This window comes from Mesorhizobium sp. M0590, from assembly GCF_040320905.1.
Lineage (GTDB): Bacteria > Pseudomonadota > Alphaproteobacteria > Rhizobiales > Rhizobiaceae > Mesorhizobium.
This window is the reverse complement of the sequence record NZ_JAMYQN010000001.1, coordinates 86,133-101,488: the sequence shown is the minus strand read 5'-3', so window position 1 is coordinate 101,488 and position 15,356 is coordinate 86,133. Positions and strand designations below refer to the sequence as shown.

Annotated in this window: 13 protein-coding genes; 7 read left to right on the top strand and 6 right to left on the bottom strand. The window is 62.9% G+C overall.

What is annotated here, in order from left to right; all coding sequences use genetic code 11:
* Window positions 1-64 precede the first annotated feature (64 nt).
* Window positions 65-1,465, bottom strand: coding sequence for an argininosuccinate lyase (gene argH, locus NKI52_RS00485; protein WP_352696769.1), 1,401 nt, complete (start codon window positions 1,463-1,465; stop codon window positions 65-67).
* A gap of 35 nt (window positions 1,466-1,500) precedes the next feature.
* On the opposite strand from argH, the gene tlpA reads away from it, so the two are divergent.
* A complete protein-coding gene (gene tlpA / locus NKI52_RS00480) occupies window positions 1,501-2,184 on the top strand; it encodes a thiol:disulfide interchange protein TlpA (RefSeq protein WP_352696767.1) in 684 nt (227 codons plus the stop codon).
* Between the two features lie 2 nt (window positions 2,185-2,186).
* On the opposite strand, the gene NKI52_RS00475 is transcribed toward tlpA, so the two are convergent.
* Window positions 2,187-4,619, bottom strand: coding sequence for a bifunctional diguanylate cyclase/phosphodiesterase (locus NKI52_RS00475; RefSeq protein ID WP_023677934.1), 2,433 nt, complete (start codon window positions 4,617-4,619; stop codon window positions 2,187-2,189).
* 295 nt (window positions 4,620-4,914) lie between these two features.
* On the opposite strand from NKI52_RS00475, the gene ugpB reads away from it, so the two are divergent.
* The 4 genes from ugpB to ugpC all read left to right on the top strand — a co-directional run bounded on the left by ugpB (window position 4,915) and on the right by ugpC (window position 9,123).
* Window positions 4,915-6,225: a sn-glycerol-3-phosphate ABC transporter substrate-binding protein UgpB gene (gene ugpB / locus NKI52_RS00470; protein WP_352471403.1), complete on the top strand. Its 1,311-nt coding sequence runs from the start codon at window positions 4,915-4,917 to the stop codon at window positions 6,223-6,225.
* 81 nt (window positions 6,226-6,306) lie between these two features.
* Complete coding sequence (gene ugpA / locus NKI52_RS00465) at window positions 6,307-7,191, top strand: sn-glycerol-3-phosphate ABC transporter permease UgpA (protein ID WP_023677936.1); 885 nt, start codon at window positions 6,307-6,309, stop codon at window positions 7,189-7,191.
* A gap of 8 nt (window positions 7,192-7,199) precedes the next feature.
* A complete protein-coding gene (ugpE, locus tag NKI52_RS00460) occupies window positions 7,200-8,048 on the top strand; it encodes a sn-glycerol-3-phosphate ABC transporter permease UgpE (RefSeq protein WP_023677937.1) in 849 nt (282 codons plus the stop codon).
* Window positions 8,049-8,055: 7 nt separating this feature from the next.
* Window positions 8,056-9,123: a sn-glycerol-3-phosphate ABC transporter ATP-binding protein UgpC gene (ugpC, locus tag NKI52_RS00455; protein ID WP_352452447.1), complete on the top strand. Its 1,068-nt coding sequence runs from the start codon at window positions 8,056-8,058 to the stop codon at window positions 9,121-9,123.
* A 22-nt stretch (window positions 9,124-9,145) separates the two neighbouring features.
* On the opposite strand, the gene NKI52_RS00450 is transcribed toward ugpC, so the two are convergent.
* From NKI52_RS00450 to NKI52_RS00440, 3 genes are all read right to left on the bottom strand, one after another.
* Window positions 9,146-10,228 (bottom strand): ABC transporter ATP-binding protein, encoded by a 1,083-nt coding sequence (locus NKI52_RS00450; protein WP_352696764.1) that lies wholly within the window; start codon window positions 10,226-10,228, stop codon window positions 9,146-9,148.
* On the bottom strand, window positions 10,225-11,808 hold the full coding sequence (locus tag NKI52_RS00445; RefSeq protein ID WP_352577202.1) for an ABC transporter permease: 1,584 nt from the start codon (window positions 11,806-11,808) through the stop codon (window positions 10,225-10,227). The genes NKI52_RS00450 and NKI52_RS00445 overlap by 4 nt, the downstream gene beginning before the upstream one ends.
* 169 nt (window positions 11,809-11,977) lie before the next feature.
* Window positions 11,978-12,985, bottom strand: coding sequence for an iron ABC transporter substrate-binding protein (locus tag NKI52_RS00440; protein WP_352697061.1), 1,008 nt, complete (start codon window positions 12,983-12,985; stop codon window positions 11,978-11,980).
* Window positions 12,986-13,187: 202 nt separating this feature from the next.
* Here NKI52_RS00440 and NKI52_RS00435 point away from each other — a divergent pair, with 202 nt between their 5' ends.
* Together NKI52_RS00435 and NKI52_RS00430 are read left to right on the top strand one after the other, a co-directional pair.
* Window positions 13,188-13,730 (top strand): sigma-70 family RNA polymerase sigma factor, encoded by a 543-nt coding sequence (locus NKI52_RS00435; protein WP_352489432.1) that lies wholly within the window; start codon window positions 13,188-13,190, stop codon window positions 13,728-13,730.
* 1 nt (window position 13,731) lies between these two features.
* Window positions 13,732-14,370, top strand: coding sequence for an NrsF family protein (locus tag NKI52_RS00430; RefSeq protein WP_352696763.1), 639 nt, complete (start codon window positions 13,732-13,734; stop codon window positions 14,368-14,370).
* A gap of 8 nt (window positions 14,371-14,378) precedes the next feature.
* On the opposite strand, the gene NKI52_RS00425 is transcribed toward NKI52_RS00430, so the two are convergent.
* A complete protein-coding gene (locus tag NKI52_RS00425; protein ID WP_352570549.1) occupies window positions 14,379-15,257 on the bottom strand; it encodes a 3-hydroxybutyryl-CoA dehydrogenase in 879 nt (292 codons plus the stop codon).
* Between the last annotated feature and the right edge of the window lie 99 nt (window positions 15,258-15,356).

Sequence of the window (15,356 nt, the reverse complement as noted above, 5' to 3'; positions counted from 1 at the left end):
TCCGTCCAAAACTGTTGCCCGCAGCCGCTTCTAGCCGAGTTTTGCGGCCATTGCACCCCGCGTCTTACGCCTTGGCGAGCCGCTTTTTCCAGTAGCGGATCTGCTTGCGCACCTCGGACGGCGCGGTGCCGCCGAAGCTCGTGCGGCTCTTTATAGAATTCTGCACGGCAAGAACCGAAAACACGTCGGCGCTGATACCGGGGTGAATGGACTGCAGATCCTCCAGCGAAAGCCTGTCGAGCCCGATCTTCCTGTCCTCGGCCAGCGCCACCGCCCGGCCAGTGATATGGTGCGCCTCGCGGAACGGCAGCCCGAGCGTGCGCACCAGCCAGTCGGCGAGGTCGGTCGCAGTCGAATAGCCGGCGCCGGCCGCCTTTTTCATCGCGGCAGTGTTCACCGTCATGTCGCGCACCATGCCGGTCATTGCCGCCAGCATCAGGTCGAGCGTCTCGGCCGCGTCGAAGACGGATTCCTTGTCTTCCTGCATGTCCTTGCCATAGGTCAGCGGCATGCCCTTCATCACCGTCAGCAGGCCGACGAGGTGCCCGGTGACGCGGCCGGTCTTGCCGCGCACCAGTTCGGCAGCGTCCGGGTTCTTCTTCTGCGGCATGATCGACGAACCCGTCGAGAAACTATCCGACAGCCTGACGAAGCCGAATTGCGGCGTCGACCAGATGATGATCTCTTCGGCCAGCCGCGACAGATGCGTCGCGCAGATCGCCGCCAAGCCCAGGAACTCGAGCGCGAAATCGCGGTCCGAAACACTGTCGAGCGAATTGCGCATCGGCTCGCGGAAGCCAAGCGCCTTCGCCGTCTGGTGCCGGTCGATGGAAAAGCTGGTGCCGGCAAGGGCGGCGGCGCCGAGCGGGCTTTCATCCATCCGCTCGATGGCGTCGCGGACACGCGACAGGTCGCGTGCAAACATCTCGACATAAGCCATGCAGTGGTGGCCGAAGGTCACCGGCTGCGCCGCCTGCATGTGGGTGAAGCCCGGCATCACCGTTGCCGCATGCTCCTCGGCCCGATCCAGGAACGCCGTGATCAGGCCCTTCAGCGCCTCGGCGACACGAAAGCATTCGTCCTTGACCCACAGCCTGAGGTCGACCGCCACCTGGTCGTTGCGCGAGCGGGCGGTATGCAGGCGGCCGGCGGCGGGGCCGATCAAATCGGCCAGACGGGCCTCGACATTCATGTGGATGTCTTCCAGCCTGGTCGAGAACTCGAATGTGCCGGCCTCGATCTCTGCGAGGATCGTGTTCAGCCCGTGAGCGATTTTTTCTTGATCGGCCGCCGAAATAATGCCCGTTTGCGCCAGCATCTGGCTATGGGCGATCGAGCCGCGAATATCCTGCGCATAGAGTTTGCGGTCGAACGAGATCGACGCGTTGATCGCTTCCATGATTGCGGCCGGACCCGAGGCAAAACGTCCGCCCCACATCTGGTTGCTGGCCTTCTTGTCGTTCATCGCTATAACCCGTGCTCCGGAGCAGTTTTTCAAAAATGGCAGACGGCAATAGATTTTTCCCGGCTTTGCGTCTCATCCTCGCCGCTTTGGTTGCGGGCGTGCTGGCCGGCGCGGTCGCGGTATATGTCAGGGAAAGCAGTTCTGGCAACAAGGCGCCCGCGCAAGTGGCCGCCGGCGGCGGCAAGGACGACGTCACCTGCGCCGCCAAGACCGACCGTGCCAAGAAGATCGCCGCCGCTGCCACCGGCCAGGTTGCCGCGCTTTTGCCGGCGGATCCGCCGCAATCGCTGAAAAGCCTTGCCTTCAACGGCCCCGACGGCAAGCCGACGACGATCGCCGATCATGCCGGCAAGACGGTGCTGCTCAATCTGTGGGCGACATGGTGCGCACCTTGCCGCGCCGAAATGCCGGCGCTCGATGCGCTGCAGAAGGAGATGGGCAGCGATGCGTTTCAGGTTGTTGCCGTCAACGTCGATGCCGGCGACGATGCCAAACCGAAGAAGTTCCTGGAGGACACCGGCGTCAAGTCGCTCGGCTACTATCGCGATGCCACGATGGCGCTGTTCAACGACGTCAAGACGCGCGGCCTGGCGCTCGGTCTGCCGGTCACCATGCTGATCGATGGGCAAGGCTGCCTGATCGCCCATATGAATGGCCCGGCCGAATGGTCGGGGCCGGATGCCAAGCGTCTGGTCGAGGCGGCGCTTCAGCCGGGATAGGCTCAGACCGTGCGCAGGCGCGGCTTGAGCACGGCAATGCTTGCGCCGCGTCGGCTGGCGGTGCGGATTGCCGGAGCGGCCACGCCCGTCAGTTCCCCGAATGTCTCGATCGGAGCCGGTTTGCCGAGGTAGTAGCCTTGCCCGATCTCGCAAGCCTCGGCGTCCAGGAACTGCAATTCACCCGGCGTCTCGATGCCTTCTGCCAGAACCGGTAGGCCGAGACCGCGTCCAAGCCCCAGCACGGCGCGAACGATCGCCGCGAACTGGGCGTTCTTGTCGACCGATTTGATGAACGACCCGTCGATCTTGATCTTGTCGAAGGGAAAGGCGCTGAGGTTGGACAGCGAAGAATAGCCGGTGCCAAAATCGTCCATCGCCACATGCACGCCAAGCGCCTTGACCTGCCTCAAGGTTGCCAGCGCGCGCGGCATGTCCTTCACCAGGGCCGTTTCGGTGATCTCCAGTTCGAGCCTGCCGGGGGCCAGGCCGGATCTCGTCAATGCGTCGTGCACCTTGCGGCTGAAGTTCGGATTGTGAAGTTGCACGGCGGAGACGTTGACGGCGACCATCAGCGGGTTTGTCCAGCGAACAGCATCGTTACAAGCCGTCGTCAGCACCCAGTCGCCTATCTGCGCGATAGCGCCACTGTCCTCGGCCACGGGGATGAAAACGGCCGGAGAAATGTCACCCCGCTCAGGGTGCTGCCAACGGACCAGGGCTTCGAAGCCGATCATCCTGCCGCCGCGGATCTCCTTCTGCGGCTGATAGACGAGGTGGAACTCCTTGCGGGCGATCGCCTGGCGCAATTCATGCTCCATCACGCGCTTGTCGCGGGCCGCGGTGCCCATGGCTATCTCGAAAAACCGATAAGTGTCCCTGCCTTCGGTTTTGGCGCGATGGAGTGCCGTGTCGGCATGGCTGATCAGGCCGGCCTGGTCTTCGGCATCCAGCGGAAAGAAGGCGATGCCGATGCTGGCCGAGACGAGGCCGGAGCCGACCGAAACCCTGTTTTCCTCCCGGATCGCCGCCAGCAAGTCCTCGGCTATCCGGCCTGCGGCCAGGGGGTCGGGGAGGTTCGGAGCTATGATGGCAAATTCATCGCCGCCGAGACGCGCGAGCATCTGTCCGTGGCGCGGGATGCCGGAAATGCAGTGCGCCAGCTTCTGCAGCATAGCATCGCCGGCCCCGTGGCCATAGAGGTCGTTGACTTGCTTGAACCGGTCAAGGTCAAGCAGCAGGAGCGCCAGATGTCCATCCTTGCCGCCACGATCCATCGAGGCGAATTCTGCTTCCAGCCGGGAAGAAAAGCTCCGCCGATTGGCAAGCCCGGTAAGCGGATCGAAATGCGCGAGGCGGAGGATCTCTTGTTCTGCCTTCTTGCGCTCACGGATGTCGCGAACGGCAAGCACCGTATGAGGCCTGCCGCAGTAGGTGATTTTCCTGGCGATCAGCTCGACAGGAATTCTCGCCCCGTCGCTGCCCCTTAACTTCGCTTCCTGCGCCTGTTCGCCGAAGCCGGACATATCGGCTGCGCTCTGTCCGTCGAAAAGCTCGCCGAATTGCATCGTGTTCAGGGTGGCTGTCGCTGTTCCGGTCAGCTTCGCCATACTGTCATTGGCGCTGACAATGCGGGTGCCATCGCAAACGATCAGACCTTCCACCGCCGCATTGGCGAGATCGTGCATGCGATCGGCCTCGAGCTTCTGGCGGCGAAAGCGCAGGTCGATCCACAGCGCGGCACCCGATAGCACAAGGATTATCAGGCTGGCGACCGCTGCGGCAAAGGCCTGGGAAATGGGCTCGATGGAATGTTCGGATATTTCAATCGAGGAATCCGGAATGATCGACACCGCAGCCATCGCGATGAAATGCAAGCTGCAAATCGCCAGCGTTAAAAGCGCGGCGCCGCCGAAAGTCGCGAGCGCTGACGGACGGCGCAAGACGACAAGGAGCGCCAGTGCCGCGAGGGTCACGCCGGCCAGAAGCGATATCGCGACAAGGAGCAGGTTCCATACGACCCGGCCTTCGACCTCGAAAGCTGCCATGCCGATGTAGTGCATCGTCGCGATGGCGCCGCCCAGAATGGCGCCACCGGCGAGGAAATGGTCGATGCCGCGGCGCAAGGTGGCGACCCACATCCCAAGCGCGGTCATGATAACGGCGGCGGCAAGCGAAAAGGCGGATAATCCCGGATTGTATGCGTTCGGTATTCCCGGCGTAAACGCGGTCATGGCGATGAAATGCGTCGCCCATATGCCGAACCCGGTCGAGGCTGCGGCGATCATCAGCCAGACAAGCCGGTTTCGCTCGGTCGATCGGCCGACATGCTTAAGGAGATTAACCGCTGAGAAGCAAGAAATTCCACAGACGAGTGCGGCAAGCGCAACCAGTCTCGGATCGTGCTGACTTACAATACAATTATAGACCGTCAGCATCCTGGTTCACTCGGTCTGCCAAAACTAACAGGGGAGGTGTGACTGATTAGTTCTTGGAGATTTTAACGAATGGTTAACCCGCGGGCCATGAGGCGGGTCTTTTCGGGGGAAAACCGACGCCGCTGCGCCGAAAAGACGGTGATGTGATTTCTTGCGCCCGGTTCGGTAGCGAGTGCACTTTAGGAAGGAATGATGTTCATTGATCCGCAATAAAACCGTTGTCCGATTGTCATCAGCGCCACATATTGGCTTTGCGGAAGTGCCCCTTTCGCCAATGACAAACGGGAGATGAAACATGAAGTTCTTCGGCTTTGCGGCCGGTATCGCCGCCACCGTGACCCTGCTTTCCACCACCTCCGCCTTCGCCGTCACGCAGATCAGCTGGTGGCACGCCATGACCGGCGCCAACGCCGAGGTCGTCGCCAAGATCTCCAAGGATTTCAACGCCAGCCAGAGCGACTATGAGCTCGTTCCGGTGTTCAAGGGCACCTATCCGGAGACGCTGAATGCCGGCATCGCTGCCTTTCGTGCCGGGCAAGCGCCCGATATCCTCCAGGTGTTCGACGTCGGCACCGGCGTGATGATGGCGGCCGAGGGTGCGATAAAGCCGGTGGCCGATGTGATGACCGGCGCCGGGATGACTTTCGACAAGAGCCAGTATCTGCCCGGCATCGTCGGCTATTATTCGAAGCCGGACGGCACCATGCTATCGTTCCCCTACAACTCTTCCTCGCCGATCCTCTACTACAACAAGGACATCTTCCAGAAGGCAGGCCTCGACGTGAACAATCCGCCCAAGACGTGGAACGAGGTGTGGGAAGCTGCCAAGAAGATCAAGACGAGCGGCGCCGCCCCTTGCGGCTATACCTCGACCTGGCTGACCTGGATCCACCTGGAGAATTTCGCGGCGTGGAATGACGTGCCTTGGGCCACCCAGCAGAATGGCCTGGCCGGCGGTGATGTCGAACTCAAGATCAATGCGCCGATTTTCGTCAACCACTTCCAGGCGCTCGCTGACCTGGCCAAGGACGGCACATTCAAATATGGCGGGCGCACCTCCGAAGCCAAGCAGATATTCCTCGCCGGCGAATGCGGCATCTTCACCGAATCGTCGGGCGGCCTCGGCGATATCGTCAAGTCCGGCATGAACTATGGCATCGGCCAGCTTCCTTACGACAGTGACGCCAAGGGTGCCCCGCAGAACACGACGCCGGGCGGTGCCAGCCTGTGGGTGTTCGGCAACAAGTCGGACGAGGAATACAAGGGTGTCGCCGCCTTCTTTGCCTATCTGTCCAAGACCGATGTGCAGGAATATCTGCACCAGAAGTCGGGATACCTGCCTGTGACGCTCGCCGCGTATGAGGCGACGAAGAAATCAGGCTTCTATGACAAGAACCCCGGCCGCGAGACACCCATCCTGCAGATGATCGGCAAGTCGCCGACCGACAATTCGAAGGGCGTGCGCCTGCCGAATCTGCCGCAGGTGCGCGATATCCAGAACGAGGAGCTGGAGAAGATGCTGGCCGGCCAGCAAACCGCCCAGCAGGCACTCGACAATGCGGTTGCGCGCGGCAACGCGGCGATCAAGGAAGCGCTGGAGAACTGACGGGATTATCTCGGTTAGTCGGTTGGAATATCGCCCACGCGAGCCGGCGTGGGCGATACCTGGATAGCGAGGGAAATCAGCCTGTCTCCACGCGTCGTCTTTCCCAACAAGATCCTGCCCTACCTGCTGGTGGCGCCACAACTCGCCATCACCCTGGTTTTCTTCTACTGGCCGGCCGGTCAGGCGCTTTACCAGTCGATGCTCAGGCAAGACCCGTTCGGGCTGAAGAGCAGGTTCGTCTGGTTTGCCAATTTCCGGAAGGTGCTGGCCGATCCGGCCTACCTCAACTCGATCAAGGTCACCGTAGTGTTCTCTCTTGCGACCGCGATCGTTGCCATGGTTGTGGCCCTGCTGCTCGCGGTCATGGCCGAGAAGGCCGTGCGCGGCAAAGGCCTCTACCGCACACTGTTGATATGGCCTTACGCCGTGGCGCCGGCGATTGCCGGCATGCTTTGGCTTTTCCTGTTCAATCCCTCGATCGGCTCGTTGGCCTATTTGCTGAGAAGCCTCGGCATCGTATGGGACCCGCTGCTCAACGGCACCCACGCCATGATCCTGCTGGTGTCGGCTGCTGCCTGGAAGCAGATCAGCTACAACTTCCTGTTCTTCGTCGCCGGCCTGCAGGCGGTGCCGAAAACGCTGATCGAAGCGGCGGCCATGGACGGCGCCGGCGAAACCAAGCGCTTCTGGACCATCGTCTTCCCGCTGCTTGCGCCGACAACCTTTTTCCTGCTGGTCGTCAACACCGTCTATGCCCTGTTCGACACGTTCGGCATCGTTCATGCCGTCACCGGCGGCGGGCCGGGCAAGACGACCGAGACGCTGGTCTACAAGGTCTACAATGACGGCTTCGTCAATCTGATCCTGGGCGATTCGGCGGCGCAGTCGGTCATCCTGATGGCCATCGTCATTGCGCTCACAGCGATCCAGTTCCGCTATGTGGAACGCAAAGTCCATTACGGCTGAGGGCAGCGATGATCGGCCAGTCCCCGCTCCGCACCTTCATCGCCCATGCCGTGCTCATCCTCGGCATATTGATCGTGGCTTTTCCGATCTACTACACCTTCGTTGCCTCGACGCACACGCTGCAAACGATCCTCAGGCCGCCCCTGCCGCTCTTGCCCGGCGACCAGCTATGGAACAATTACAGCGAGGCGCTGTTCGGCGGCATCGGTCGTATCGGCGGGGTCAGCGTCGGCAGGCTGCTCCTCAACACCACGATCATGGCGCTCGGCGTTGCGGTGGGAAAGATCTTCATCTCGATCCTGTCGGCCTACGCGATTGTGTTCTTTCGCTTTCCGCTGCGCATGACCTTCTTCTGGCTGATCTTCATCACCTTGATGCTTCCAGTCGAGGTGCGCATCCTGCCGACCTACAAGGTGATGGTCGATCTCGGCATGATCGACACCTATGCCGGCCTGATCGTCCCGCTGATCGCCTCGGCCACCGCAACGCTGCTGTTTCGCCAGTTCTTCATGACCATACCGGGCGAATTGGTCGAGGCGGCGCGTGTCGACGGTGCCGGGCCATGGCGCTTCTTTTTCGATATTCTGGTGCCGCTGTCGCGGACAAACATCGCCGCGCTGTTCGTGATCCTCTTCATCTATGGCTGGACGCAGTATCTTTGGCCGCTGCTCGTCACCAACAGCAACGACATGAACACCATCGTCATCGCGCTGAGAAAGATGGTTTCCTTCGCCGATGCCGACACCCAATGGCACCTGGTGATGGTCACGGCAATGCTGGCCATCGTGCCGCCGATCCTGGTGGTCGTGCTGATGCAACGCTGGTTCGTGCGCGGTCTGGTCGAATCCGAAAAGTGAGAAGCCGATGGCGACCGTGGATCTGAAGGATGTCAGGAAAATCTATCCCAGCGGTGTCGAGGCCGTGAAGGGCGTTTCCATCGCCATTCCCGACAAGGAGCTTTGCGTGCTGGTCGGCCCCTCCGGCTGCGGCAAGTCTACGCTGCTGAGGATGATCGCCGGGCTGGAGACGATTTCTGCCGGTACTGTCGCCATCGACGGCAAGGTGGTCAACGCCATTGGCCCGACCGAGCGCGACATCGCCATGGTGTTCCAGAACTACGCGCTCTACCCACATATGAAGGTCTATGACAACATGGCCTATGGCCTGCGCAACCGCGGCACGCCGAATGACGAGATCGACAGCAGGGTACGCTCGACTGCCAAGGTGCTGGAGCTTTCGGCGCTGCTCGACCGGCGCCCGCGCGAGCTTTCCGGCGGTCAGCGCCAGCGCGTCGCCATGGGTCGCGCCATCGTACGCAACCCGAAGGTCTTCCTGTTCGACGAACCGCTGTCCAACCTCGATGCGAAATTGCGCGGGCAGATGCGCATCGAGATCAAGAATCTGCAGCGCTCGCTTGGCGTCACCTCGGTTTATGTCACGCACGACCAGCTTGAGGCGATGACGCTGGCCGACATCCTCGTCGTCATGAACGCCGGCCTGGTCGAGCAGACCGGCGCGCCGCTTGATGTGTACGAGAAACCGGCCTCGACCTTCGTCGCTTCGTTCATAGGCGCACCGCCGATGAATCTGCTGGCGCTCACAGGGGCCTCCCCAAGCTCGGTATTGGCGGACGGCACTGTGATTGGCTTGGCGCCTCGACAGGGCAAGGCAGTGACACTAGGCTTTCGTCCGGAGGACGCCGACATCACCTTCGCGGCAGAGGCGCCGGCCGGCGCGCTCGCGCTGCCGGCAACAGTGGAAGCGGTCGAACCGGTCGGTGCCGAAAGCTTTCTCCATTGCGTGGCAGCCGGCAGCCGCATCGTGGTGCGCGTCTCAGGCCGCGCTAGCGCCAAGCCAGGCGACCAATTGCGCGTCGTGGCTAGGTCCGAAAAGCTGCATTGGTTCGATCAGGCGGGCAAACGGGTCGATTGAAGTCGGCCTTGCGCAAAACCGTTCAGGCAAACACATGCGCCTTGCCCGACACGGTCAGCCGGACGATCTCGCCGATCGCCGGCGCGTCCATGCCCGGCTTGCGCAGGATCAACGGCGTATTGCCGATGGCGGCGGCGTCGGGCGGATCGGGGCTGTTCAACAGACGCACCGCGATGGTGCACATCGAGCCGGCGAACTCCGATTCCGTCACCTCGCCGAACAGCATGTCCGGCGTGCCGGACATGCCTTCACGCGATGTGCGTTTCAGCAACACCTGCTCCGGCCGCAGCATGATGCGAGCGACGTCGCGCCGCTCCGAGCTGTCGACAGCGATGCGGCCGAGCGGCGAGATTGCGAAGCCATCGGCGATCCTTGCCGGCAGGACGATGGCGTCGCCAAGGAACTCGGCGACCATCCTGTCCTTCGGCTTGAAATAGAGCTCGCGCGGCGTGCCGACCTGCGAGAATTTGCCGTCGCGCATCACCGCGACCTGGCTGGCGAATGACAGCGCCTCGGCCTGGTCGTGGGTGACCAGGATGGTGGTGATGCCGGCGGTTTCAAGGAGCTCGGCCACGGCCTTGCGCATCGAGGCGCGCAGGCCGGTGTCGAGCGCCGAGAACGGCTCGTCGAGCAGCATCAGCCGCGGCTTCATGGCCATGGCGCGGGCGAGCGCGACGCGCTGCTGCTGGCCACCGGAGAGTTCGTGCGGACGGCGCTTCAGGATACCTTTGTCCAGCCCGACGACATAGGCGAGCTCGGCGATGCGCTCACTGCGCTTTTCCTCGTGACGCCCCATGCCGAAGCCGATATTGGCGGCGATGCTCAGATGCGGGAATAGAGCGCCGTCCTGCGCCACCAGCCCGATGCCGCGGCGATGCGCCGGCACGGCCGTGTCGCCATCGGCCAGCACCTCGCCATCAAGCACGATGCGGCCCTGGTCCGGCGCCTCGAAGCCGGCGATCAGCCGCAGCAAGCTGGTCTTGCCGCAACCGGACGGCCCGACGACAGCCGTACGGCTGCCGCTGGCCACGCTGAGGTCGACGCCGGCAAGTGCTGCGACCGGCCCGTAGTGCTTGTGGATGCCGCTCAGCTCGAGAAAGCTCATCGCCCGGCCATCCGCTTCGACTGGACGTAGAGCAACCAGGTCAAAGGCAGCGACATCGCCACCATGATCAGGGCATAAGGCGCCGCCGACGCATAGTCGATCTCGCCGCTATAGGACCAGAACGCCATGGCCAGCGTGCGGGTGCCGTTGGGCGCCAGCATCTGGGTTGCGGTCAATTCGTTCATGATACCCAGCGCGACCAACGCCATGCCGGCTGCGGCGCCCGGCGCCGACAGGCGGATGGTCGTCGACCACAGCGCCTTGAGCGGCGACCGGCCGAGGCTGGAGGCGGCGCGTTCGAGCTCGACCGGCGCCTGTGCGATCGACGCCCTGAGGCTAATCAGGGCGCGCGGCAGGAACATCAGCGCATAGGCGACCAGGATGGTGAACAGGGTCTGGTAGAGCGGCATGGCGATACGCACGGCGATGGTGACCAGCGCCAGGGCGATGACAACGCCGGGCAACGCGCCGACGATATAGTTGCAGCCCTCCAGGACGCGTTGCAGCCGCCCCGGCGCGCGGATCGAAATCCACGCCATCGGCATTGCCGCGACGGTGGCGAGCAGCGCGCCGGCAATTGCTAGGAACAGCGTTTGGCCAAGCGCCAGGCCGATCTCGTCGAGCCGCCAGACATCGGCGCCGCCGGCCATGAGCCAGCGGCCGATAGTGGCGAACGGCACGCCGAGCGCCAGCAGCGTGGTAATGGCAGGCAGCAGCAGGCAAGGAATGGTGGCGCGCCCAAGGCCCGTGCGCTGCTGCTGGCGCGCAGCACCCGAACCGACGCGGGCATAGCGCTCCTCGCCGCGCACCAGCACCTCCAGCCCGAGCAGCACAAGGCAGCAGGTCACCAGCACGCCGGCCAGCATGTTGGCGGCGGGACCGTTGAAGGTCGACTGGAACTGGTCGACGATCGCGGTGGTGAAGGTGTCGAAGCGGATGAAGACATAGAGCCCGTATTCGGCCAGGAGATGCAGGCCGACCAGCAGGGAGCCGCCGCAAATGGCGAGCCGGAGCTGCGGCAGCACGACACGCCTGAACACACGCCACGGGCCGAGACCAAGGGCTGCCGCTGCATCCTCGAGAGCGGGATCGAGCCGGCGCAATGCCGCCGCCACCGGCAGATAAAGGAAGGGGAAATAGGCGATGACCGACACAAGCACGCCGGCCCACAGGCCGTGCAGTCTGGGCACCATGGTGACCCAGGCGTAACTGTGGACGAAGGCCGGAATGGCGAGCGGCGCCACCGACAGCCAGGCCCATAGGCGGGCACCCGGCAGATCGCTGCGCTCGGTCAGCCAGGCCAGCATGACCGACAGCACGATCGAGATCGGCACCGCCAACACCACCAGCAGGCTGGTGTTGACCAGAAGTTCGCCGACGCGCGGCCTGAACACCAGCGCCGCCACCGTTTCCCAGCCGGTCTGCACCGCCACCCAGACGATGAAGGCAAGCGGCAGCAGCGCGAAAAGCGAGACAAAGACGGCAGCCAACGCAATCCATGAGACCGACCAACGACGTGCCCGCACGGCCGTGGCGTCGGCCGGCAAGCCTGGGCGTGCGAGATCGATCGCGGATTGCATCAGATCAGACGTTGCGCCAGCTCCGCCCGGAGGCGGAAACGATCGGCGGCGGATAATCTCGCGGGTAGCTTGTGGTCATAGGCAAATGCCATCTTGAAAACAGAGCGCTCCTGTGGAAAGCGAATTCCCACAGGAGCGCAGTCGGTTGCCCTTTTAGGACGAACGCCGGCTAAAGCAAGCCGGCCGCCGTCATCAGGTCGGTCACCTTTTTCGAGTTCAGCGTCGTCGGGTCGACTTTCGGCGCCTGCAGATCGGCCAGCGGCACCAGCTTCGGATTGGACTCGGCGCCCTTGCCGACTGCGTATTCGAACGAATCGCCTGTTTTCAGCACGTCCTGGCCGCCATTGCCGGTGACCCATTTCAGGAAAGCCTGCGCTTCCTTCGGGTGCTTGCTCGAGGCCAGCACGCCGCCGCCGGAAATCGAGAGGAAAGCACCGGGATCCTGATGCTTGAAATAGTGCAACTCGACGTTCTTGCTGTTCTCGCCGGTCTTGGCCTGATCGCCGTAGTAGTAATAGTGATAGATCACGCCGCCTTCGACCTCGCCGGCATTGACCGCCTTCATCACCGTGCTGTTGCCCTTATAGGCGGTAAAATTCTCCTTCATCGCCTTCAGCCATTCGGCCGTCGCCGCCTCACCCTTGAGCTGCAGAAGCGCGCTGACGATCGCCTGGAAATCGGCGCCGGAGGGCGAAGCGGCCCAGCGGCCCTTCCAGCTCGGATCGGCGAGATCGAGCAGCGATTTGGGCAGCTGGTCGGCGCTCAGCTTGGTCTTGTTGTAGGCAAAGACGGTGCTGCGCGCGGCGACGCCGACCCATTTGCCGCTCGCCGGCTGGTACTCCTGCGGAACCTGGGCCAGCGTCTCGGTGTCGACCGGTGCGAACAGGCCGGCCGCCTCGACTAATGCCATGGCCGGCGAATTCTCCGTCAGGAATACATCGGCGGGCGAAGCGGTGCCTTCTGCAACGATCTGATTGGAGAAATCGCTGTCGCCGCCATTGCGGACGGTAACCTTGATGCCGGTTTCTTTGGTGAATCCCTCCGCCCAGGCCTTGGTCAGGTTTTCGTGCTGGGCGTTGTAGACGACGATGCCCTCGTCCTCTGCTATTGCCGGGCCGGCGATCAGGCTGATTGCAAGTGCTGTCGCACCGGCAAGGGCGGAAAGAGCATATTTCATGGCGTCGTCCTCGATTTCGATGGTCTTTGGCTTGGCACGCTGCACCTACCAATACCTGACTGGTGCAGTCAACATTGCTGGCCCACTCAATCGCTCAAAAGGAGCAAACTTTCGTGATGCTCAGCTAATTTGCCTTGGACATTATTTCGCCGGCCCCGTAACAAATCAGCGCCGAGACGCGAATATTGGGGAGTGAACTCTTGTGAGCGGCAAGGACGAAGCCGAGCTTTCACGGCTGCTGCGGGCCGCGATCGCCGGAGACGAAAGGGCCTATGCCGACTTTCTGCACCGGATCGCCGCGCTCGTTCGTGGCTTTGCCCGGCGCAAGATCGTGCAGGGCGGGGTGGATCCCGAGGATGTCGTGCAGGAAACCTTGCTGGCCATTCATGTGAAACGACACACCTGGCGCCATGATGCGCCGGTGCTGCCTTGGGTCTATGCAATAGCCCGCTTCAAGCTGATCGATGCGTTCCGGCGGCGCGGTCGGCGGATCGAGATCGAGATCGACGAAATCGCCGAGACCTTTGCCGAGCCGGAATCGGAGACGGTGAGCGAGCGCGACGTCAACCGGGCGCTCGACAGCCTGTCGCCGGCACAGCGTTCCGTCGTCTCGGCCGTATCGGTCGAAGGCCGGTCAATCGGTGAGACCGCGGCCAAATTCGGCATCAGCGAGACGGCTGTGCGGGTGTCACTGCACCGCGGGCTTGCCGCCATTGCCAAACGGTTCAGGGCGGGGCGGGAATAACATGAGGACCGAAGATTTCATCAGGGCGCTCGACGCCGATGCCCGCAGCAAGGCGCTGCCGCTAGGCACCGCCTGGTGGCTTGCCTCCGGCGTGGCCATCGTGATCGCGGCCGCGGTTTTCTGGCTGACGATTGGCCCGCGCCCCGACATTGCGATCGCCATGCACACGATGCGGTTCCTGTCCAAATTCGTCTTCACGATTGCTCTTGCCGCCAGCGCCTTTGTCCTGGTGCGTGGGCTGTCGACGCCCGGTGCATCGACCGGCCGGGCGGTGAGCTGGATGGTCGCCGCGCCGCTGCTGGTGATTGTGGCTGTGATTCTCGAACTCTTCGCCGTGCCTGCGTCCGACTGGGGCACGCGCCTGGTCGGCACGAACATGGTCATCTGCATGACCTTCATTCCGTTGATCGGGATCGGCCCGCTTGCCGTCTTTCTCGCGGTGCTGCGCCATGGCGCGCCGACAAGGCCGGTGCTTGCCGGTGCGGCCGCGGGCCTGCTTGCCGGCGGGCTGGCGGCGACCTTCTATGCGGCGCATTGCTTCGACGATTCGCCGCTTTTCGTCGGCACCTGGTATACGATCGCGGTCGCCATCCTTGCCGTGCTCGGGGCGCTCGGCGGACGACTTTATGTGCGCTGGTAGCGAGGCGATCAGCGTGTCGGAACGGGATGCTCGCCGCGATAGTCGTAGAAGCCGCGCCCGGTCTTGCGGCCGAGCCAGCCGGCCTCGACATATTTGACCAGCAGCGGGCAGGGGCGGTATTTCGAATCCGACAGCCCGTCATGCAGCACCTGCATGATCGACAGGCAGGTATCGAGCCCGATGAAATCGGCAAGCTGCAGCGGCCCCATCGGATGGTTGGCGCCGAGCTTCATGGCGGTATCGATGGCGTCGACCGAGCCGACACCTTCATAGAGCGTGTAGATCGCCTCGTTGATCATCGGCAGCAGGATGCGGTTGACGATGAAGGCCGGGAAATCCTCCGAGACGGTGATCGTCTTGTCGAGCTGCTTCACGTAGGTTTTTGCCGCCTCGAAGGTCTGGTCCTCGGTGGCGATGCCGCGCACCAGTTCGACCAGTTTCATCACCGGAACCGGATTCATGAAATGTATGCCGATGAAGCGTTCCGGCCGGTCGGTCTGCGAAGCCAGCCGTGTGATCGAGATCGATGATGTGTTCGTCGCCAGGATGGCCTCGGGGTTGAGCTGCGGGCAGAGCTGGGCATAGATCTTGCGCTTGACCGTCTCGTCCTCGGTCGCTGCTTCGATCACCAGATCGGCGCCCGCAAGGTCGGCCATGACCGGTGCCGCCGAAATGCGCGCCATCGCCTCATTGCGCAGCTTTTCCTCGAGTTTGCCGGAGCCGACCTGACGGGCCATGTTGCCGCTGATCGTAGCGATGCCCTTTTCGATGCGGTCGGGCGAAATATCGTAAACCAGCACCTTATAGCCCGCCAGCGCCGACACATGGGCGATGCCGCCACCCATCTGGCCCGCGCCGATGATGCCGATCGTCTCGATCTTGCTCATTACCCGATCCCGTCGAGGCCTTTGCGGCCCGTTTTTTGTGCAGTGCAAACTAAAAGGGCGGGGCGACTTCGTCTACCCCACCCCTCAGAATTTAATACG